Annotated in this window: 21 protein-coding genes; 12 read left to right on the top strand and 9 right to left on the bottom strand. The window is 67.8% G+C overall.

What is annotated here, in order from left to right:
- From AB0I19_RS27945 to AB0I19_RS27965, 5 genes are all read right to left on the bottom strand, one after another.
- On the bottom strand, positions 1 to 266 hold a 266-nt coding region (locus AB0I19_RS27945), incomplete at its 3' end, for an MlaD family protein (RefSeq protein WP_357152790.1).
- A 47-nt stretch (positions 267 to 313) separates the two neighbouring features.
- Complete coding sequence (locus AB0I19_RS27950) at positions 314 to 1,120, bottom strand: SDR family NAD(P)-dependent oxidoreductase (RefSeq protein WP_357152793.1); 807 nt, start codon at positions 1,118 to 1,120, stop codon at positions 314 to 316.
- Positions 1,117 to 2,769: a bifunctional 3-(3-hydroxy-phenyl)propionate/3-hydroxycinnamic acid hydroxylase gene (locus tag AB0I19_RS27955; protein WP_357152796.1), complete on the bottom strand. Its 1,653-nt coding sequence runs from the start codon at positions 2,767 to 2,769 to the stop codon at positions 1,117 to 1,119. The genes AB0I19_RS27950 and AB0I19_RS27955 overlap by 4 nt, the downstream gene beginning before the upstream one ends.
- Positions 2,759 to 3,697: a fumarylacetoacetate hydrolase family protein gene (locus tag AB0I19_RS27960; RefSeq protein WP_357152799.1), complete on the bottom strand. Its 939-nt coding sequence runs from the start codon at positions 3,695 to 3,697 to the stop codon at positions 2,759 to 2,761. Before AB0I19_RS27960 ends, AB0I19_RS27955 begins: the two co-directional genes overlap by 11 nt.
- Positions 3,694 to 4,830: a VOC family protein gene (locus tag AB0I19_RS27965; protein WP_357152802.1), complete on the bottom strand. Its 1,137-nt coding sequence runs from the start codon at positions 4,828 to 4,830 to the stop codon at positions 3,694 to 3,696. Before AB0I19_RS27965 ends, AB0I19_RS27960 begins: the two co-directional genes overlap by 4 nt.
- Positions 4,831 to 4,976: 146 nt before the next feature.
- On the opposite strand from AB0I19_RS27965, the gene AB0I19_RS27970 reads away from it, so the two are divergent.
- From AB0I19_RS27970 to AB0I19_RS28010, 9 genes are all read left to right on the top strand, one after another.
- On the top strand, positions 4,977 to 5,624 hold the full coding sequence (locus AB0I19_RS27970; protein WP_357152805.1) for a TetR/AcrR family transcriptional regulator: 648 nt from the start codon (positions 4,977 to 4,979) through the stop codon (positions 5,622 to 5,624).
- A gap of 105 nt (positions 5,625 to 5,729) precedes the next feature.
- Positions 5,730 to 6,953 carry a cation:proton antiporter gene (locus AB0I19_RS27975; protein ID WP_357152807.1) on the top strand — a complete coding sequence of 408 codons (1,224 nt, stop codon included), beginning with the start codon at positions 5,730 to 5,732 and terminating at the stop codon, positions 6,951 to 6,953.
- Positions 6,954 to 6,980: 27 nt separating this feature from the next.
- Entirely contained in the window at positions 6,981 to 8,039 is a 1,059-nt protein-coding gene (gene argC / locus AB0I19_RS27980) for an N-acetyl-gamma-glutamyl-phosphate reductase (RefSeq protein ID WP_357152809.1), read from the top strand.
- A complete protein-coding gene (argJ, locus tag AB0I19_RS27985; RefSeq protein WP_067644442.1) occupies positions 8,036 to 9,262 on the top strand; it encodes a bifunctional glutamate N-acetyltransferase/amino-acid acetyltransferase ArgJ in 1,227 nt (408 codons plus the stop codon). The genes argC and argJ overlap by 4 nt, the downstream gene beginning before the upstream one ends.
- Positions 9,259 to 10,164 (top strand): acetylglutamate kinase, encoded by a 906-nt coding sequence (gene argB / locus AB0I19_RS27990; protein ID WP_357152811.1) that lies wholly within the window; start codon positions 9,259 to 9,261, stop codon positions 10,162 to 10,164. Before argJ ends, argB begins: the two co-directional genes overlap by 4 nt.
- Positions 10,157 to 11,359 (top strand): acetylornithine transaminase, encoded by a 1,203-nt coding sequence (locus AB0I19_RS27995; protein ID WP_357152813.1) that lies wholly within the window; start codon positions 10,157 to 10,159, stop codon positions 11,357 to 11,359. The genes argB and AB0I19_RS27995 overlap by 8 nt, the downstream gene beginning before the upstream one ends.
- Complete coding sequence (argF, locus tag AB0I19_RS28000) at positions 11,356 to 12,288, top strand: ornithine carbamoyltransferase (protein WP_357152815.1); 933 nt, start codon at positions 11,356 to 11,358, stop codon at positions 12,286 to 12,288. The genes AB0I19_RS27995 and argF overlap by 4 nt, the downstream gene beginning before the upstream one ends.
- A 34-nt stretch (positions 12,289 to 12,322) precedes the next feature.
- A complete protein-coding gene (locus tag AB0I19_RS28005) occupies positions 12,323 to 12,826 on the top strand; it encodes an arginine repressor (RefSeq protein WP_067499094.1) in 504 nt (167 codons plus the stop codon).
- Between the two features lie 108 nt (positions 12,827 to 12,934).
- Entirely contained in the window at positions 12,935 to 14,146 is a 1,212-nt protein-coding gene (locus AB0I19_RS28010) for a Fic family protein (RefSeq protein WP_357152817.1), read from the top strand.
- Between the two features lie 15 nt (positions 14,147 to 14,161).
- On the opposite strand, the gene AB0I19_RS28015 is transcribed toward AB0I19_RS28010, so the two are convergent.
- From AB0I19_RS28015 to AB0I19_RS28030, 4 genes are all read right to left on the bottom strand, one after another.
- Positions 14,162 to 14,962, bottom strand: coding sequence for an aldose 1-epimerase (locus AB0I19_RS28015; RefSeq protein ID WP_357152819.1), 801 nt, complete (start codon positions 14,960 to 14,962; stop codon positions 14,162 to 14,164).
- Positions 14,963 to 15,018: 56 nt separating this feature from the next.
- Entirely contained in the window at positions 15,019 to 15,171 is a 153-nt protein-coding gene (locus AB0I19_RS28020) for a hypothetical protein (RefSeq protein ID WP_157102182.1), read from the bottom strand.
- A 245-nt stretch (positions 15,172 to 15,416) separates the two neighbouring features.
- Positions 15,417 to 15,551, bottom strand: a complete 135-nt coding sequence (locus AB0I19_RS28025; RefSeq protein ID WP_255284058.1) for a hypothetical protein — start codon at positions 15,549 to 15,551, stop codon at positions 15,417 to 15,419.
- A 21-nt stretch (positions 15,552 to 15,572) separates the two neighbouring features.
- Positions 15,573 to 15,713, bottom strand: a complete 141-nt coding sequence (locus AB0I19_RS28030) for a hypothetical protein (protein WP_166655845.1) — start codon at positions 15,711 to 15,713, stop codon at positions 15,573 to 15,575.
- Between the two features lie 174 nt (positions 15,714 to 15,887).
- On the opposite strand from AB0I19_RS28030, the gene AB0I19_RS28035 reads away from it, so the two are divergent.
- The 3 genes from AB0I19_RS28035 (at position 15,888) to AB0I19_RS28045 (ending at position 19,018) form a co-directional block, all read left to right on the top strand.
- A complete protein-coding gene (locus AB0I19_RS28035) occupies positions 15,888 to 17,090 on the top strand; it encodes an argininosuccinate synthase (RefSeq protein WP_357152822.1) in 1,203 nt (400 codons plus the stop codon).
- A gap of 151 nt (positions 17,091 to 17,241) precedes the next feature.
- Positions 17,242 to 18,663 carry an argininosuccinate lyase gene (gene argH / locus AB0I19_RS28040; RefSeq protein WP_067644424.1) on the top strand — a complete coding sequence of 474 codons (1,422 nt, stop codon included), beginning with the start codon at positions 17,242 to 17,244 and terminating at the stop codon, positions 18,661 to 18,663.
- Between the two features lie 31 nt (positions 18,664 to 18,694).
- Entirely contained in the window at positions 18,695 to 19,018 is a 324-nt protein-coding gene (locus tag AB0I19_RS28045; RefSeq protein WP_067499105.1) for a multidrug efflux SMR transporter, read from the top strand.
- The last annotated feature ends 32 nt before the right edge of the window (positions 19,019 to 19,050 follow it).

Below are 19,050 nucleotides of genomic sequence, written 5' to 3' on the forward strand. Positions count from 1 at the left end.
ATGTGGCGGTCGGTGACGATCGAGGGGGAGATGATCGCGGCGATCGCCTCCTTGGGGATCTTCACCCCCGACTCGATGGTCATGTGGACCTCGACGAAGGTGCCCTTGGGCACGATCTTTCCGACCTTACCCACCGCGATACCGAGGACCATCACATCGTTGCCCTCGAAGATTCCCGCGATGTTCTCGAAATCCGCGGTGGTCTCGGTCGAGCCACCGACTGCCTGGTCGACGCCAGGTAGCGAACAGCTTGCGATCCTCGTCACCGCCGCTGCGGTGACGAGGAATCGAAACCATCTGTTGCGCAGCAGATTCACGATGCGGTCCTGCCGCCGTACACCCAGGCCATGACGGCCTCGATCACCCGGCGCGGCAACAACCGCTGAGCCAGGAACACGACAGGCGCATGGGAGCCAACGGCATAGAGCGGCAACGTCGGCTCGGCCTCGACGGCTTCGAGCACGGTGCGGGCGACGTCGTCTGCCGAGATCCCCTCGGCTTCCTTGGCATCGAGGGCGGCGATCGCCGCGGTGAACCGCGCACGGTAGGGGGAGTCCTCGCCGAGGTACTTCGTGCGGCGCCCGGACAGTCCGGTCGCGATGGAGCCGGGCTCGACGGTGGTGATGTCGATGCCGTACGGCTTCAACTCGTAGCGCGCGGCGGTCGCGAAACCTTTGAGGGCGGCTTTGGTCGCGACATAGGACGATCGGTAGGCGAGCGGGAAGCTCGCGAGCATGGACCCGATATTGACGATCTTGCCGCGACCCCGTCCCCGCATCCCCGGCAGCAGCAGTTGGATCAGTTCGATCGCACCGAAGACGTTGAGCTGGAACAACCTCCACACGGCGTCCGTCGGCAGCTCTTCGAGCGGCCCACATTGACTCTCCCCGGCGTTGTTCACCAGCACGTCGACCGCTGTGCCGTCGAGCGCGTCGACGAAACGGGCAATCGAGCCACGATCGGTGAGATCCAGATCGCGGTAGTCCACCCCCGGCACGGGATCGGCCACGGTGGAACTGTCACGGCTCGTCCCGAGGACGTGGTAGCCGCGCGCGACCAGGGCGGCGGCCACGGCCCGCCCGATTCCGGAGGACGCTCCGGTGACGATCGCTGTCTTCATGCCGACTCCTGTCCGGCCGGACGAGCGCGACCGGAAGACTCACCGGCCTGCGAATGAGGTTGTCTACGAAGTGCTTCGGTCTGCGGGCCGGTTCGGCCACGGTCTGCGGGCGCGGTCGAAAGGGTGGGGCAACTCGGTACGCGGGTATGGAGGGAAGAGACCGAGCGAGAGGCCGCCAGTACGGTTTTGTCGGGACGCACGATCGCGGCGCTCGCTCGTCCACGGCGCAGCCATTCGCCGAGTTCCGACGACGCCGATACCGCCAGTACCGCGGCACCGCGCCGGTCGAGTTCGGTCCGCTGTTCGCGGGAGATCGGGGCGGTCGCGACGAAGAGGAAACGCCCGGCAGCGATGTCGTCGACCCGCCTGCCACCCTCGACCAGGCAGTTCGGGCACAGCGATCCGGCCAGGTCGAGCGGCCGAAACGCGCGTCGCGCCACGAACATCGACCGGGTCAGGCGCGGTGTGGCGCTGTCGGTCAGCTTGGCTTCGAGGCCGGGAACCCGGCCGAGCACGGGCCATACCCACTCGTAGGCCAGGGCGCGGGTCGTCGCGCCGCACGTCATCGCCCATCCGACGGCGACGGCCAGCGCGATCATGGACCTGACGTGCGGTTCACGCTCGGTTCGATAAGAGTCGAGTGCGTCGTCGGGCAGTGCCGCGCCGAGGACGGCGACCATCTTCCAGATCAGATTCTGGGCGTCGCGCAGACCCGCGCCCATGCCCTGTCCGATGAACGGCGGGGTGAGATGCGCCGCGTCGCCGAGTAGGAAGATCCTGCGATCCCGCCACCGGTCGACCACCTGGGCGCGAAAGGTGTACCCGGCGGACCGGATCAGCGCCAGGTGGGGATCGCTCACCTCGCGTAGCCAGGGGGACAGGAGCGGCTCGATGGCGTCGAGTGTGGCGAACTGGTCCGCGGACTCGTCGTCACGCAGGCGGAACTCCCAGCGGTACCGGGAGGCACCGATGCGCATGTACGTCGCGGCCCGTTCCCGGTCGCACACCTGGTGCACGCCATCCCACTGCCCGAGGTCGGCGTCGGTGGCGATGTCGACCACCAGCCACCGCTGTTCCAGACCGAGATCGCGCATACGTGCACCGATCGACGCGCGCACGACACTGTTGGCGCCATCGCAACCGAGCACGAGATCCGCTGTGGCAGTGCGTGGTTCACCGGCTTCTGCAGCGAGGTATCGCACGCGAGCGTGCTCGGGCGTGTTCGCCACGTCCAGCACCTCACACCCGCCGCGCATCCGGACGCCCGCCGTCGATGCCAGCCGCGACCGCAGCAGGACTTCGAGATCCGGCTGGTCGAACATGTTGGCCGGCGGGAATCCGTGTGGCATCCGGGCGGGATCGCGGTCGAACTCGGCGAGCGTGGCGATGGCGGAGTCGACCAGCCGAAGGCCGCGGCCGGGCCGGGAGATCCCCGCGAACGCGTCGCCGAGACCGAGGTCGGCGAGAATGCGGTACACCTCGTCGTCGAGGTGCACCGCACGCGGCTGCGGATACACCTTCTCCCAGCGATCGAGGACCAGGCACTCGATGCCGTAGCGCGCCAACAGCAATGCGGCGGTCATGCCGGTCGGACCCGCACCGACGATCACCACTGGGTAGTGCTCGATCCGGCCTTGCTCAGTGCCCATGACGCACCCTGGTGCGCTGAACGCCGAGGTCGAGCGCGCCGTCCGGTGTCGAGACGGTCAGCTCGAGCACATCGCCGTCGTGCAGGTAGTCCGGGTTCGATGCCTGCTTGGCGAAAAAGATCTTCCACTTGAGCGCGGGCGGGATCAGCGAACCGAGAATCTCGATGGGTTTGGCGGGGGCCTTCAAGGCGGTTCCGCCCGGGGTGCCGGTGAGCAACAGGTCGCCCGGATCCATGCGCTGGAAACCGGTCAGGGCGCGCAGGGTTTCGAGGGGGCCGTAGATCATGTCGGCCACCGTGCTGTGCTGGCGCACCCGGCCATTGACGCGCAACGTCAGGCACAGATCGTGGAATCTGTCGAACTCGCCTGCTTCGAGCAGCAGCAACACCGGGCCGACCGGCGTGAAGGTGGGATAGGACTTACCCTCGTAGAACTGGGTTTTGGGCAGTTGGAGGTCGCGGGCGGAGACATCGTCGGTGATGACCAAACCGGCGATGAAGCCCCCGATATTCGACGTGTCGAGTATGGTGCCGACCGGCAGCGGCGCGCCGATGACGAGCCCGATCTCGATCTCGTAGTCCAGTAACCGCACGTGCGGCGGTTTGACGATGTCGTCCTCCGGACCGCTGATGGATCCGGACGATTTGCGGAAAAATGTCAGCGGAACCGTCTGCGGGTTCATCCCCGAATCCCGCACGTGCGACACGTAGTTGGTCATCTGCGCGACCACCCGGCACGGCGCGGTCACCGGGGAGACCAGCGCCAGGGTCTCCACCGGCGTGGTGTCGGTGCCGCGGCGCGCCGCTTCGATCGCGCCGCGGTCGGCCAGCAGTTCGCCCGTGGTCACGGCTTCGGTGTCGATTCGGGCAGCGCCGTCTGGGGTCAGCACCCACCATGCGTCGAGGGTGCGCACCACGGAAATGCTCATGAGCCGGCTACTTTCAGAAGGCCCCGCAAGCGCTGGGCGTCGAATTCGTTGTCTCGGTGGAGCGAAGAGAAGAGGGAACGCAGTTCCCGCAGCGAGTTGCGGCTCGGTGCGATACCGAGGAAGTCCTTGGTCGCCGGTGGGCCCCACTGCGCGAGCCCCGATGCCGTCATCGGTGCCCAGCCGGGTTCCAGTGAGCTGTCGAACAGGTCGCCGTCGGTGAAGTGCTCGACGAGGAAACCGTCGGGATCGCGCCAGTAGTCGAAGATCTGACTGCCCTGGATATGCCGTCCGATTCCCCAGGACCGCCGATAGCCGCGTGCGGTCAGGAACTCGCCACCGGCCGCGAGCGCGTCGAGGTCGCACACCTGATACGCCGAATGCACGTAACGATCCGAGGGACCGAGCGTCATGGCGAGGGTGTGATGGTCGGTCGGCGTGTTCCCGCGGTCGCAGCGAATAAAGGCCATCACCGGCCCGCGTGCGCGCTGCCCGTCGAAATACAGGAAATCGCTCACGATCAGGCCGAGATGCTCCAGATACCAGTTCAGGTTCTCGAGGAACCGGGCGCGCGAGACCACGACATGGCCGAGCCGCTCGACCCGGGCAGGCGCCCGCGGCGGTCGCTGCGTCGCATTGATCCGCGCGGTGGACGCACCGACGTTGAGTGGGTGCGCGGGCTGCCCCGGTAGCTCCGGCAACTGATGCGTGCCCGCCACGACCCGGATTGTCCCGCCACCCGGGTCGGGCAAGGTGACGCCCATTCCGCCGAGGCTCTCGGGTAGCCGTCGCACGTGATGACCGGTGGCCTCGGCGAGCCTGAGCAGGTCGGACTCCTCGGCGGCCTGGAACGCCGCACCCGCGAAGTGGGAGCGCACTGCCTTGCGGACGATCACGCACGGCGTGCCTGCCTGCGTGCCGCGCAGGTGTATCTCCGCTGAGCTGCGGTAGGCCACGGAGAACCCGAACGCCAGCGCGAACGCTTCGGCTTTCAGCAGGTCGGGCTTGCCGAACTCGAGCCAGGCGAGGTCGGCGACCTTGACGATCGGGTTTCCGGCGCGGCCGGAGTGCTCGCCCGGCAGCGAGCCCTGATCGACATGCAAGCCGCGATGTGTGTCGCTGTGGCCTACCGACATTTCGCCTCCTCCTCAGCACTCGCTGTTTCTGATGATATCGTCAACTATGACTATTCGTTCAGTCAATGGTTCTGAGGAATTCGTCAGATTTGATGGTGGATAAGATCGCGGCAGGCCGAACCACTGCCGGAAGGTGACCAACGACGATGCCCACCGCAGCGAACCGGCTCGAACGCCGCAAAGCTCGCACCCGCTCGGCGCTGATCGCGGCCGGGCAACGCTTTATCGCCGAGGGCAGGCTGAACGCGCCCATCCTCGAGATCACGCAGGCCGCGGACGTGGGAATGGGCTCGTTCTACAACCACTTCGCCAGCCGGGAAGAACTGTTCGTCGCGGCGGTCGACAGCGCGTTGGAGTCGCTGGGTGACTACCTCGACGCGCTGACGGCCGACCTGGCCGATCCGGCGGAGATATTCGCGAAGTCTTTCCGTATCGTCGGGCGACTGTTTCGGTTGCAGCCCGACCTCAGCCGGATCCTGATCAACTCCGCCGCCTCACTGATCGAGTCCGACCACGGCCTCGCGCCGCGCGCCGAGCGAGACATCGCCGCCGCGACACGCGCGGGACGTTTCGTTGTCGAGGACACCGACCTGGCGATGGCACTGGTGACCGGATCGCTACTCGGCCTCGGGCGCCTGCTGCTCCGACAGCCCGACCGCGACTGTGCCGTGACGGTGGACGACATGACCGTCGGAATCCTTGTCGCACTTGGCCTCTCGCGTGGCGATGCCGAGGAGTTGTGCAGTATGCCGGTGTCGTTGGACGCCGTGCCCGAGACGGACGGTGATGGCTGACCGGATGGTACGACCTCCATGCTGCCTTGTGTGGGCCCGGTGTGGTCACACGGGGACACGCGCGGTGGCGGGGAACGGCTGGTGCGCTGTGCCACGATGACCCGCATGGAGCTGCTCGCTTCCGCCGGTGCCCACGGGCCGACGCCGATCGTGTCGCTGTTCTGGATCGCGCTGGTCGCGGTGATCGCACCGGTGGTGTCGCGCCTGCTGCGCGGATATCTGCCCGATGTGGTCATCCTGCTGGTCGCGGGTGCGGTACTCGGCCCGTACGTGCTCGGGTGGGCCGACACCGGGGGCGGCGTCGACCTCGTCAGCGAGCTCGGGCTGGGAATGCTGTTCCTGCTCGCGGGCTACGAGCTCGACCCGGCCCTGCTGCGAGGGAAATCGGGGCGAACGGCCTGGCTGGTCTGGCTCGTGTGCCTGGTCTTCGCGTTCGGGATCGTCACGCTGGCCACCGACCGGTCGACGGGCACCCGCATCGCCGTGGCCATCGCGCTCACCTCCACCGCGCTCGGCACGCTTCTGCCGATTCTGAAACAGGCCGGAATCGCCGACTCGCCACTCGGTCGCGCGGTGATGACGCACGGCGCGGTGGGTGAACTCGGGCCCATCGTCGCGATGTCGGTACTGCTGAGCAGTCGCGACTCCATGTCGGCGCTCGTCACCGTGCTGATGTTCGTGATCGCGGCAATGCTCGTCGGGCTGATCCCGGTGCGCGTGCTCGACCGGATGCCCGACCTCGGATCGGCGCTCGGCCGGCTCGACGGCGGCACCTCGCAGCTCCCGGTGCGCGGAGTCGTGCTGCTACTCCTCGTCCTGATGGTGATCGCCGAGGAATTCGACCTCGACGTGGTGCTCGGCGCCTTCGCCGCGGGCATGATCCTGCGCAGACTCATCGCCGCGGGCCACCCCGATGTGGACGCCTCGCTCGAGGCCATCGGTTACGGCCTGCTGATCCCGGTGTTCTTCGTGGTCTCCGGGATGGGTATCGACGTGTCCGCCGTCGCGGGCAATCCGGCGCTGTGGGTGTGGTTCGTGCTCACCATCGCGATCGCGCGCGGTCTGCCGGTGTGGCTGAGCGAGCGTTTCGTGCCGCACGGGCTGAACCTTCCCGCCGGTCGCGAGCGGGTGCAGTTGGCCCTCTACGCGGCCACCGGTCTGCCGATCATCGTCGCGGTGACGCAGGTCGCGACCCGCACCGGCCTGCTGAGTAGCGAGGTAGCCTCGATACTGGTGGCCGCGGGCGCCACGACGGTATTGGTGTTCCCGCTGGTCGCGCGACTGATCGGGGCACGTGACGCCGAGTCCGTCACACCCGCGCATGAATGAGCTTGCATACTCGTGCATAATCATCACATGGTGGAAACGTCCGGAGGACCCGTATTACGGGTGGCGGTTGCCGGTGCCAGTGGGTACGCCGGTGGCGAGGTGTTGCGTCTGCTGCTCGGCCATCCCGAATACCGAGCCGGGCGCCTCGAGATCGGGGCGCTGACCGCCGGATCCAACGCGGGCACCGCCCTCGGCGCACTGCAGCCGCAGCTGCTGCCGCTGGCCGACCGCGTCCTGCAGGAAACCACCCCGGAGACCCTGGCCGGACACGACATCGTGTTCCTCGGCCTGCCGCACGGCCAGTCCGGCGCGATCGCCCAGGCACTGCCCGAGTCGACCGTCGTCATCGACTGCGGCGCCGACTTCCGGCTCACCGACCCCGCCGCCTGGGAGAAGTACTACGGCAGCGCCCATGCGGGCAGTTGGCCCTACGGTCTGCCCGAACTGCCCGGCGCGCGCGCCCGGCTCACCGGTGCCCGCCGCATCGCGGTGCCCGGCTGCTATCCGACGGTGTCCAGTGTCGCGCTCGCCCCGGCCGTCGCGGCGGGCATCATCGAGCCCACCGTGAACGTCGTCGCGGTGAGCGGCGCCTCGGGTGCGGGCCGCAAACTCGACATCGGCCTGCTCGGTTCCGAGGTCATGGGCAGCGTGCGCGCCTACAGCGTGGCGGGTGCGCACCGGCACACCCCGGAGATCGCGCAGAACCTGAAAGCCGCAGGCGGCGTGGATGTTTCGGTGTCCTTCACGCCCGTGCTCGCGCCGATGCCGCGCGGCATCCTAGCCACCTGCACCGCACCGGTGAAGGTGGACGCCGCCGAGGCCCGAGCGGTCTACGAAAAGGCTTACGCCGACGAACCTTTCGTGCACCTGCTGCCCGAAGGCATGCTGCCGCAGACCGGTTCGGTGCTCGGCTCCAACGCCATCACCCTGCAGGTCGCCGTCGACGCCGACGCGGGCCTGCTCGTGGTGATCGGCGCGATCGACAATCTGACCAAGGGCACCGCGGGCGCCGCGGTGCAATCTATGAATCTGGCCGTCGGTTTCGACGAGACCGCAGGACTTTCCACCGTAGGAGTGGCACCGTGACAACCCCTGATCCGCACGCGCCGGACCACGGCAAACTCATCCACACCCAGGGCGTCACGGCCCCGCTCGGCTTCCGCGCGGCGGGCATCGCGGCCGGCATCAAGGCCAGCGGCAAGCCCGACCTCGCGCTGGTGCTCAACGAGGGCCCCGAATACGCGGCGGCGGGCGTGTTCACCCGCAACCAGGTGAAGGCCGCCCCCGTGCTGTGGTCGCAGCAGGTGCTGAAGTCCGGTCACGTGCGCGCGGTCATCCTCAACTCCGGTGGCGCAAACGCCTGTACCGGCCACGGCGGTTTCCAGGACACCCACCGAACCGCCGAGGAACTCGCCGCGGCACTGAGCAATTGGGGCACCGAGACCGGCGCGGGCGAGATCGCGGTCTGTTCCACCGGCCTGATCGGTGACCGGCTGCCGATGGACAAACTCGTCCCCGCGATCACCGAGATCGTGCACGAGATGGGTGGCGGTCTCACCGGCGGCTCCGACGCGGCCCACGCCATCATGACCACCGACACGGTGCCCAAGGAATCGGCCTTCCACCACGAGGACAAGTGGAACGTCGGCGGCATGGCCAAGGGCGCGGGCATGCTCGCCCCCTCGCTGGCCACCATGCTCGTCGTGCTCACCACCGACGCGGTGGCCACCCCCGAACAGCTCGACGAGGCACTGCGCAAGGCCACAAAATACACCTTCGACCGGCTCGACGTCGACGGCTCCTGCTCCACCAACGACACCGTGCTGCTGCTGGCCAACGGCGCCAGCGGCGTCACCCCGTCCCAGGACGACCTCGACGCCGCCGTGTTCACCGTGTGCGACGACCTGGCCGCTCAGCTCATGGCCGACGCCGAGGGCGTCACCAAGCGGGTGCGGGTCACCGTCACCGGCGCGGCCACCGAGGACGAGGCGCTCACCGTCGCCCGTGCCGTCGCCCGCGACAACCTGGTCAAGACCGCGCTGTTCGGCTCCGACCCGAACTGGGGCCGGGTACTCGCCGCCGTCGGCATCGCCCCGGTGACCCTCGACCCGCATCGGATCGCGGTGTCGTTCAACGGGAATCCGGTCTGTGTCGACAGCGTCGGCGCTCCGGGCGCGCGTGAGGTCGACCTGTCCGGTGCCGATATCGACGTGCTGATCGAGCTCAATGTCGGTGAGGGCACCGCCATGGTGCGCACCACCGACCTCTCGCACGGCTACGTCGAAGAGAATTCGGCGTACAGCTCATGAACGCCGGTGTGCTGCACAGCCTTTCGGCCCTCGACAAGGCGCATGTCCTCGCCGACGCGCTGCCGTGGCTGCAGAAGTTCCGCGACAAGATCGTCGTCGTGAAGTACGGCGGCAACGCCATGATCGACGACGACCTCAAGTCCGCCTTCGCCGCCGACATGGCGTTCCTGCGCACCGTCGGCGTGCACCCCGTTGTCGTGCACGGTGGCGGCCCGCAGATCAATGCCATGCTGAAAAAGCTGGGCATGGAAGGCGAATTCCGTGGTGGTTTCCGCGTCACCACCCCCGAGGTGATGGACGTGGTGCGGATGGTGCTGTTCGGTCAGGTCGGGCGCGAGCTGGTCGGGCTGATCAACGCGCACGGGCCGTACGCGGTCGGCATCTCCGGTGAGGACGCGCACCTGTTCACCGCCACCCGGCGCACCGTCGCCGTCGACGGGGTGGCCACCGATATCGGCCTGGTCGGCGATGTCACCGAGGTCAACCCCGGCGCCGTGCTCGACCTGATCGACGCGGGCCGCATCCCGGTGGTCTCCACCATCGCCCCCGACGCCGACGGCGTGGTGCACAACATCAACGCCGACACCGCCGCGGCCGCGCTGGCCGAGGGCATCGGCGCCGAGAAGCTCGTCGTCCTCACCGATGTCGAAGGCCTCTACACCGACTGGCCCGACCGATCCTCGCTCACCAGCCGGATCGACGCCGTCGCCCTCGCCGAGTTGCTGCCGAGCCTGGACGCGGGCATGGTGCCGAAGATGGAAGCCTGCCTGCGCGCGGTGCGAGGCGGGGTGCCCAGTGCCCACGTGATCGACGGGCGCGTCCCGCATTCGGTACTACTTGAACTGTTCACCGGAGAAGGAATCGGAACCATGGTGACCCCGGGGGAGGCCGAAGATGAGTGAAGTGGCGAAACTGCAGCAGCGGTGGTCGGCCGCGATGATGAACAACTACGGCACCCCGAAGGTGGCGCTGGTGCGTGGCGCCGGGGCCGTGGTCTATGACGCCGACGGCAAGCGCTACGTCGATTTCCTCGGTGGTATCGCGGTCAACAGCCTCGGCCACGGGCATCCCGCCATCCTCGAGGCGGTCACCCAGCAGCTCGGCACCCTCGGCCACGTGTCGAACCTGTACGCCAGCGAACCCGTGATCGAACTGGCCGAGAAGCTGCTCGCCCACTTCGGTGACGGCGAGGGCAAGGCGTTCTTCTGCAACTCCGGCACCGAGGCCAACGAGGCCGCGTTCAAGATCGCGCGGCTCACCGGACGGTCCAAGATCGTCGCCGCCGAGGAGGCGTTCCACGGGCGGACCATGGGCGCGCTCGCGCTCACCGGTCAGCCGTCGAAGCGGGCGCCGTTCGAGCCGATGCCGCCCGGTGTGGTGCACGTGCCCTACGGTGACGCCGCCGCCCTGGAAGCCGTCGTCGACTCCGACACCGCCGCGGTGTTCCTCGAGCCGATGATGGGGGAGAGCGGTGTGGTCGTCCCGCCGTTCGACTACCTCGCCAAGGCGCGCGAAATCACCTCGCGGGCAGGGGCTTTGCTGATCCTGGACGAGGTGCAGACCGGAATCGGCCGGACCGGAACGTTTTTCGCGCATCAGGCGGCCGGGGTCGTGCCCGACGCGATCACCCTCGCCAAGGGGCTGGGTGGTGGCCTCCCCATCGGCGCCGTGCTGGCACAGGGGCGGGCGGCCGAACTGCTCACCCCGGGTCTGCACGGCACCACTTTCGGCGGCAATCCGGTCTGCGCCGCGGCGGCGCTGGCCGTGCTGCGCACCATCGACTCCGAGGACCTGCTGAGCCATGTGGAATGGGTCGGCAAGAAGCTCAGCGACGGCATCGCCCTGCTCGAGCACCCCGAGATCGACCATGTGCGTGGTGCTGGCCTGCTGATCGGCATCGTGCTGCGCAACGACATCTCCGCCCACGTGGACGAACGGGCCCGCGAGGCCGGGTATCTGCTGAATCCCGCCAAGCCCGACGTGATCCGGTTGGCACCGCCCCTGGTGCTCACCGAAACCCAGGCCGACAATTTCGTCGCCGATCTGCCCGAGATCCTCGACAAGGCCGCCGCCGATGCCAAGGGAGCGACCAAGTGACCCTGCGCCATTTCCTGCGCGACGACGACGTGAGCCAGGCCGAACAGGCCGAAATCCTCGCTCTCGCCGCGGAACTCAAGAAGAACCCCTTCGCGCACCGCCCGCTGGAGGGCCCGCGCGGAGTCGGAGTGATCTTCGAGAAGAACTCCACCCGCACGCGGTTCTCCTTCGAACTCGGCATCGCCCAGCTCGGTGGGCACGCCGTGGTCGTCGACGGTCGCGACACCCAGCTCGGCCGTGAGGAAACCCTCGGCGACACCGGCAGCGTGCTCTCGCGTTACGTCGATGCCATCGTGTGGCGCACCTTCGAGCAGTCGCGGCTGGACGAAATGACCGCCACCGCAACGGTTCCCGTGGTGAACGCGCTGTCCAACGAGTTCCACCCGTGCCAGGTCCTCGCCGACCTGCAGACGATCGCCGAGCGCAAGGGTTCGCTGGCCGGACTGAACCTCACCTTCTTCGGCGACGGCGCCAACAATATGGCGCACTCGCTGCTGCTCGGTGGTGTCACGGCGGGCATGAACGTGACCGTCGCCGCGCCCGCCGGTTTCGAGCCGCTGCCCTGGATCATGGAGGCCGCCGCCAAGCGTGCCGCCGAAACCGGTGCGACAGTGGCGGTTACGGGTGATCCCGTCGCCGGTGCCACCGGCGCCGACGTGCTCGTCACCGACACCTGGACCTCCATGGGTCAGGAGAACGACGGGCTCGATCGCGTCGGGCCGTTCCGCCCGTTCCAGCTCAACACCGAACTACTGGCCGCCGCCCACCCGGAAGCGATTGTGCTGCACTGCCTTCCGGCCCACCGTGGCGAGGAGATCACCGACGAAGTGCTCGACGGTTCGCACAGTGTCGTCTGGGACGAAGCCGAGAACCGGCTGCACGCTCAGAAGGCGCTGCTGGTGTGGCTGCTCGCGAAAGCCGCCGCGTGAGACCGCGATCCGGGGCCGACGCGGAGGACAGGCGATGAGCGCACCCGAGAAGGGCACACCCGCCATCGCCCGCACCCGCGCCGGCCGGCAATCACGCATCGTCGAGCTGCTCTCGGCGCATTCGGTGCGCAGCCAGACCGAACTGGCCGCGCTGCTGGCCGCCGAGGGCATCGAGACCACCCAGGCCACCCTGTCGCGTGACCTGGACGAACTCGGCGCGGTGAAGCTGCGAGCCGCCGACGGCGGCGCCGGGGTCTACATCGTCCCCGAGGACGGCAGCCCCGTCCGCGGCGTCACCGGCGGCACCGGCCGCCTGTCGAAACTGCTGGCCGACCTGCTGGTCTCCACCGATTCGAGCGGTAACCTCGCCGTCCTGCGCACCCCTCCCGGCGCCGCCCACTTCCTGGCCAGCGCCCTCGACCGAGCCGCCCTGCCCTACATCGTCGGCACCATCGCAGGCGACGACACCATCGCCGTCATCGCCCGCGAACCCCTCACCGGCGCCGAACTCGCCGCCAAGATCGAAAGCCTGGCCTGACCGTCGCCGTTCGCTTACCCCGACTTTTACCGAACAATGCGGCACTAAGGTTAGGTAGCGAACCGCGTTACTTAACCCTAGCTACATATCGTTAGGTAAGATCGGCTGATGGGTAACGCTCCGTCCGGTAGCTGGCCTGCCGTCGAGTACGAGACGTATCCGTGGACGGTGCGCGACCCGTACGTGTCACGATCCCAGCTGCGGCGGCACGCGGGCGACTACTCGGCCGCGGTGCTCACCGACATCGCCGAACAGTCGGTGGAATTGCCGGTCTCTCTGCTCACCGAGGCAGAAGAGGCCGCGCAGGAACTGGCGCGGTTCGACGCGCACCTTTCCGCCCGCCTGGGGGCCGACTGCGAGCTCGGCCCCATGAGTTCAGTCCTGCTGCGGACGGAGAGTTCCGCATCGTCACAGATCGAGAACCTCACGGTGGGGGCCAGGCAGCTCGCCCTTGCTGTGCTCGGCGAGCACAGCAATCGCAACGCACGCATCGTGACCGCCAATGTGCACGCGATGGAGGCGGCGATAAGCCTGGGCAGGGACATCGATGCCGCCTCGATCCTGGCCATGCACCGGGCACTACTCGGCGAGTCCGATCCTGCACATGCCGGACGATGGCGTGACGAACAGGTATGGATCGGTGGCAGCAATATTGGTCCGCACGTAGCGGATTTCGTTCCGCCACATCATGATCGGGTACCGGCGGCGATTGCCGACCTGATCCGCTTCACCCGTCGCGACGACTTACCCGCCCTGGTTCATCTCGCGCTCGCTCATGCGCAGTTCGAGACGATCCACCCGTTCACCGACGGCAACGGGAGAACGGGCCGCGCACTGGTGCACGCGATGTTGAGCGCCCGGCAGCTCACCGGACACATCACCGTACCGATCTCGGCGGGGTTGCTGGTGAATACGGGTAGCTATTTCGATGCGCTGACCGGATATCGCTCAGGGGATCCCGAGCCGATCGTCCGCCGATTCGTGGAGGCGACGTTCTACGCGGTCGGTGCCGGACGCCGATTGGTCGAAGACCTTCGCGCTGTGCGCACCGGTTACCGGGAACAGACGACCGCTCGCGCGGATTCCGTCGTATGGAAGGTGATCGACAGTCTCATCGCGCAGCCGGTGGTGAACAGCGCTTACGTTGCCGAAACCTTCGGCATCAGCGCGGTCGCGGCGCAGCGGGCGATCGACCGACTCGTCCAGTCCGGCGTGCTGCGCGAGGTGTCGCAGCGTGCCAGAAACCGAGTCTGGCAGGCCGACGCAATTCTTACGGCCCTCGATGATTTCGCTGCGGGGGTCCGTCGCGTCCGGGGGTGAACAAGGCGCTGCGGTTCAACTCCGCGACAACCGCTGCCAGGTCCAGCTGACGCGAATGTCGAGCGGCGAATCGGGTGTGACCATCCGAGGGTCGGTGTTCAGCCCGTTCGGTGGTCCGGATTGTGCTTCGACGGAGAGGGATTCCTCCGGCAGTGTCCACACGACCACATCGGTGACGGGGCTGGTGATCGTGAACTCGAGGAAGCCGGGCCAGGTGAGGCGGGCGTGGACGCCGTCGGGCATGGCGAAGCAGTCGTCCCACGGTGGGGGAGTGGGGGGGATGTGGCGGCCGGTCGGGAGGTAGTCGGGGCCGCGTTCGTACTGCCAGGCCGGGTGGAAGTCGAGTTCGAGTGGGCCGGTGGCGGGGGCGACCTCGCGCAGGAACCACGGGTGCCAGCCGCCCTGGGCGGGGAACGGGTCGTGGTCGGTGGTGATGCGCATCGCCAGGGTGAGGCCCGACTCGGTGAGGGTGAAGGTCTGGACGACCGTGCCCGCGAACGGCCAGGGCGCTGTCAACCGGCAACGCAGTATCGCCTCGTTCGCGGTCCTGGAAACGACTTCCCACGCCCGGTCGCGGACGGTGCCGTGAATGCTGTTCGGCGGGTTGTCGATCGGCAGCTGGTAGCTGCGATCACCCACGGTGAGCTTGCCGTAGCCGAGCCTGCCTGCCCATGGCGCCATCACGAAACATCCGGTGCCGGGGTCCTGGCGGAGCAGTTCCGTGCCCGCCACGGTGAGGCTGTGGATGGCACCCCCGTCGTCGGGGGCGATGGTGACTGTCGCGGTACCGGCGCTGAGTCGCACGTCGTCGCTCATGCCGGGGAGACTATCGGCGCGGGCCCGTCATCCGGCGCAGCCCGCGCCGATCGACATCAGTTGAACGGGTAGTCGCCGCCACCCGCGCCACCGTTGTGGCCCGGTGTGGCGACATCGATGATGTCCTGCACCAGTTCGACCACGGCGCGACCGACATCGAGCACACCGTTGCCGAGCGTCGAGAATTCCTGCGCGATGTAATGAAGCATCTTGTTCGTCCTCACTTCTGGCGGGCCGAATAGTGCTGTCCCAGAGTGCCGTACACCACGTACGGCGCACTACCCTGCGAGGGTGCTTCCCGATCTCGCGTCGTTCAAACCGTGGGCCGACCCCGGCCGCGCCGTACCGCGGGCAGGCGTTCAGACCTGCCTGGCGCGCACGGCGGCTCGCCGACTTCGCTGAGGAGTTGCGCGAGCTGAACGCGCGCTGCCCGCGCGAGCCGGTACGACCGCGTTCAGGACGCGAGGAAATTCAGGACGGCGAGGATCAGGGGCGAGCTGAGGTCGAACAGCACGCGGCCCACGTGCAGGCCGACCGCCGCGCCGGGCTCGTAGTTCTCCATGAGGAATTGCAGGATGGCGTCTTCCATGGTGTCCTCCGGTGCCGAGGGTCAGGCGAAGAAATCCTGGAGAATGGGGGTGCTCAGGTCGAACAGGGTCTTGCCGACGGTCAGGGCGAAATTCCCGACGCCGATGACGACGAGCCCGATGAGGTCGTAGTTGGCCTGAGCGAAATCACGTAATTGCTGCATGTTTACTCCTCGACCCCGACTGGATGAGTAGCTACTGTGACCAGCGTCTCACAGATGGTGTCGGCCGTCGAGGAGTCGCACCCCGGTGATGAATGAGCTTGCATCATCGTGCATAATCATTTGCAGCAACGGCGCGAGCCGTCCACAGACACCAGTTCAAGGAGCGCAACAGACATGTCCGATCGCGTCGTACTCGCCTACTCCGGTGGGCTTGACACCTCCGTCGCCATCAGCTGGATCGCGAAGGAGACCGGTTCCGAGGTCGTGGCCGTGGCCATCGACCTGGGCCAGGGCGGCGAGGACATGAACGTGGTGCGCCAACGAGCCCTGGACTGCGGCGCCGTGGAGGCCATCGTGGTCGACGCGCGCGACGAGTTCGCCGACGAGTACTGCCTGCCCACCATCCAGGCCAACGCCATGTACATGGGCCAGTACCCGCTGGTCTCGGCTATCAGCCGGCCGCTGATCGTCAAGCACCTCGTCGAGGCCGCCAAGTTCCACAACGCCACCACGGTGTCGCACGGCTGCACCGGCAAGGGCAACGACCAGGTCCGCTTCGAGGTCGGCATCGGCGCCCTCGCCCCCGACCTGGAGGTCATCGCCCCGGTCCGCGACTACGCCTGGACCCGTGAGAAGGCCATCGCCTTCGCCGAGGAGAACAAGCTCCCGATCAACGTCACCAAGAAGTCGCCGTTCTCCATCGACCAGAACGTGTGGGGCCGCGCGGTCGAGACCGGGTTCCTCGAGGACCTGTGGAACGCGCCGACCAAGGACGTCTACGACTACACCGCCGACCCGACGGTGAACTTCGAGGCGCCCGACGAGGTCATCATCACCTTCGACAAGGGTGTGCCGGTCGCCATCGACGGCAAGCCCGTCACCGTGCTGCAGGCCATCGAGGAGATGAACACCCGCGCCGGTCGCCAGGGCGTCGGCCGCCTCGACATGGTCGAGGACCGGCTCGTCGGCATCAAGAGCCGCGAGATCTACGAGGCGCCGGGCGCCATCGCGCTGATCACCGCGCACCAGGCGCTGGAGAACGTCACCGTCGAGCGTGAGCTGGGCCGGTACAAGCGTCAGGTCGAGCAGCGCTGGGCCGAGCTGGCCTACGACGGCCTGTGGTACTCCCCGCTCAAGCGGGCCCTCGACGCGTTCGTCCAGGACACCCAGCAGAACGTCTCCGGCGACATCAGGATGGTGCTGCACGGTGGTTCCGCCGTGGTCAACGGCCGCCGCTCCGAGCAGTCGCTCTACGACTTCAACCTGGCCACCTACGACGAGGGCGACACCTTCGACCAGTCCCTGGCCAAGGGCTTCGTCCAGATCCACGGCCTGTCCTCCAAGGTCGCGGCACGGCGAGACCTCAACCAGAAGTAGTTCAAGGCTCCGACTGATTTCGCGCGAACATGGGTAACTCACCGGGTACGCCCAGAACCGCTGTGGTCCATGACGTGAGCCCGGTGTAGAACCCAGCGACCTCCCCGCGACCGGCAAAAGTCGCGGGGAGGCGGACAGGAGACGGCAGACGATGACCGACGGCGGCAGCACGAACACCGGTGCCCTCTGGGGTGGGCGCTTCGCGTCCGGGCCCGCCGAGGCGATGGCGGCGCTGAGCAAGTCGACGCACTTCGACTGGGCGCTGGCTCCCTACGACATCCGCGCCTCCCAGGCGCATGCCCGGGTGCTGCACAAGGCGGGGCTGCTGTCCGACGAGGATCTGTCCGGCATGCTGGCCGGGCTGGACGCGCTGGCCGCCGACGTGGCCTCCGGGGCGTTCGGTCCCGCCGACTCCGACGAGGACGTGCACGGCGCGCTCGAGCGGGGACTGATCGAGCGGGTCGGCACCGAGCTCGGTGGCAGGTTGCGGGCGGGCCGGTCGCGGAACGACCAGGTGGCCACCCTGTTCCGCATGTGGCTGCGTGACGGTGTGCGCCGCGTGGCCGCCGGTGTGCTCGATGTGGTCGACGCGCTCGTCGCCCAGGCCGCGGCGCACCCGGACGCGGTGATGCCGGGCAAGACCCATCTGCAGGCCGCCCAGCCCGTGCTACTGGCCCACCACCTGCTCGCCCACGCGCATCCGCTGCTGCGCGACCTGGAACGCCTGCGCGACTTCGACAAGCGCGCCGCGATCTCACCCTACGGTTCGGGCGCGCTCGCCGGTTCCTCGCTCGGTCTCGATCCCGAGCAGATCGCCGCGGAACTGAATTTCACTGCCTCGGCGGCCAATTCGATCGACGCCACCTCTTCGCGTGACTTCGCCGCGGAGGCCGCGTTCGTCCTTGCCATGATCGGTGTCGATCTGAGTCGGATGGCCGAGGAGATCATCCTCTGGAGCACACCGGAATTCGGCTACGTGACCCTCGCCGACGCCTGGTCCACCGGCTCGTCGATCATGCCGCAGAAGAAGAATCCCGACGTCTCGGAACTCACCCGTGGCAAGGCGGGCCGTTTGATCGGCAACCTGACCGGCCTGCTCGCCACCTTGAAAGCCCAACCGCTGGCGTACAACCGGGATTTGCAGGAGGACAAGGAACCCCTGTTCGACTCGGTCGCCCAGCTCGAACTCCTCCTGCCCGCCATCGCCGGCCTCGTCGGCACCCTCACCTTCCACACCGACCGCATGGCCGAACTTGCCCCCGCCGGTTTCACGCTCGCCACCGACATCGCGGAATGGATGGTGCGCCAGGGTGTTCCGTTCCGGGTCGCCCACGAAGCGGCCGGTGCGTGCGTGCGCGCCGCCGAGGCACGTGGTGTCGGCCTCGACGAGCTCACCGACGAGGAATTCGCCGCCATCGACCCCTCGCTGACCGCCGGTGTGCGCGAAGTCCTCACCGTCCCCGGCTCGATCGCCTCCCGCAACGCCCGCGGCGGCACCGCGGGCGTCCGCGTCGCCGAGCAACTCGACGAGGTCCGCGAGAACGCCGACGAAGCCCGCGCCTGGCTGAACTGAACAACCCGCCGCGCCCCGCTAGTCTGCCGCCATGACCCTGCTCTTGCTGGCACTGGCCATCGCCTCCGAGGTGACCGCGACCGTTTCGCTGAAGCTGTCGGAAGGATTCACCAAACCGGTGCCGTCGGTGGTGGTCGTGCTCGGATACGGTGCGGCCTTCTACTTCCTGTCCCAGGTGCTGAAACGGGGGATGGGTATCGGCGTCGCGTACGGGATCTGGTCTGCCGTCGGGGTGGCCGCCATCGCCCTGATCGGTGTGTTGTTCCTGGGTGAGCGGCTGTCATTGGTGCAGGTCGGTGGAATCGGCTTGGTCATTCTCGGCGTGCTGGCACTGGAACTCGGTGGCGCGCACTGACTTCGGACGGCGCCGACGTGAATCCCGCTCGG

The sequence above is a fragment of the Nocardia sp. NPDC050413 genome (assembly GCF_040655475.1).
Lineage (GTDB): Bacteria > Actinomycetota > Actinomycetes > Mycobacteriales > Mycobacteriaceae > Nocardia > Nocardia coubleae.

Bases quoted from the DNA above. Each gene is read 5' to 3' on its own strand.
- AB0I19_RS27970 (WP_357152805.1), top strand. From the start codon at position 4,977: ATGCCCACCGCAGCGAACCGGCTCGAACGCCGCAAAGCTCGCACCCGC.
- argH (WP_067644424.1), top strand. From the start codon at position 17,242: ATGACCGACGGCGGCAGCACGAACACCGGTGCCCTCTGGGGTGGGCGC.
- AB0I19_RS28015 (WP_357152819.1), bottom strand. From the start codon at position 14,962: ATGAGCGACGACGTGCGACTCAGCGCCGGTACCGCGACAGTCACCATC.
- AB0I19_RS28030 (WP_166655845.1), bottom strand. From the start codon at position 15,713: ATGCAGCAATTACGTGATTTCGCTCAGGCCAACTACGACCTCATCGGG.
- AB0I19_RS28045 (WP_067499105.1), top strand. From the start codon at position 18,695: ATGACCCTGCTCTTGCTGGCACTGGCCATCGCCTCCGAGGTGACCGCG.
- AB0I19_RS28035 (WP_357152822.1), top strand. From the start codon at position 15,888: ATGTCCGATCGCGTCGTACTCGCCTACTCCGGTGGGCTTGACACCTCC.
- AB0I19_RS27995 (WP_357152813.1), top strand. From the start codon at position 10,157: ATGAGTGAAGTGGCGAAACTGCAGCAGCGGTGGTCGGCCGCGATGATG.
- AB0I19_RS27975 (WP_357152807.1), top strand. From the start codon at position 5,730: ATGGAGCTGCTCGCTTCCGCCGGTGCCCACGGGCCGACGCCGATCGTG.
- argC (WP_357152809.1), top strand. From the start codon at position 6,981: ATGGTGGAAACGTCCGGAGGACCCGTATTACGGGTGGCGGTTGCCGGT.
- AB0I19_RS27955 (WP_357152796.1), bottom strand. From the start codon at position 2,769: ATGGGCACTGAGCAAGGCCGGATCGAGCACTACCCAGTGGTGATCGTC.
- AB0I19_RS28020 (WP_157102182.1), bottom strand. From the start codon at position 15,171: ATGCTTCATTACATCGCGCAGGAATTCTCGACGCTCGGCAACGGTGTG.
- AB0I19_RS27965 (WP_357152802.1), bottom strand. From the start codon at position 4,830: ATGTCGGTAGGCCACAGCGACACACATCGCGGCTTGCATGTCGATCAG.
- argB (WP_357152811.1), top strand. From the start codon at position 9,259: ATGAACGCCGGTGTGCTGCACAGCCTTTCGGCCCTCGACAAGGCGCAT.
- AB0I19_RS27950 (WP_357152793.1), bottom strand. From the start codon at position 1,120: ATGAAGACAGCGATCGTCACCGGAGCGTCCTCCGGAATCGGGCGGGCC.
- AB0I19_RS27960 (WP_357152799.1), bottom strand. From the start codon at position 3,697: ATGAGCATTTCCGTGGTGCGCACCCTCGACGCATGGTGGGTGCTGACC.
- AB0I19_RS28025 (WP_255284058.1), bottom strand. From the start codon at position 15,551: ATGGAAGACGCCATCCTGCAATTCCTCATGGAGAACTACGAGCCCGGC.
- AB0I19_RS28010 (WP_357152817.1), top strand. From the start codon at position 12,935: ATGGGTAACGCTCCGTCCGGTAGCTGGCCTGCCGTCGAGTACGAGACG.
- AB0I19_RS28005 (WP_067499094.1), top strand. From the start codon at position 12,323: ATGAGCGCACCCGAGAAGGGCACACCCGCCATCGCCCGCACCCGCGCC.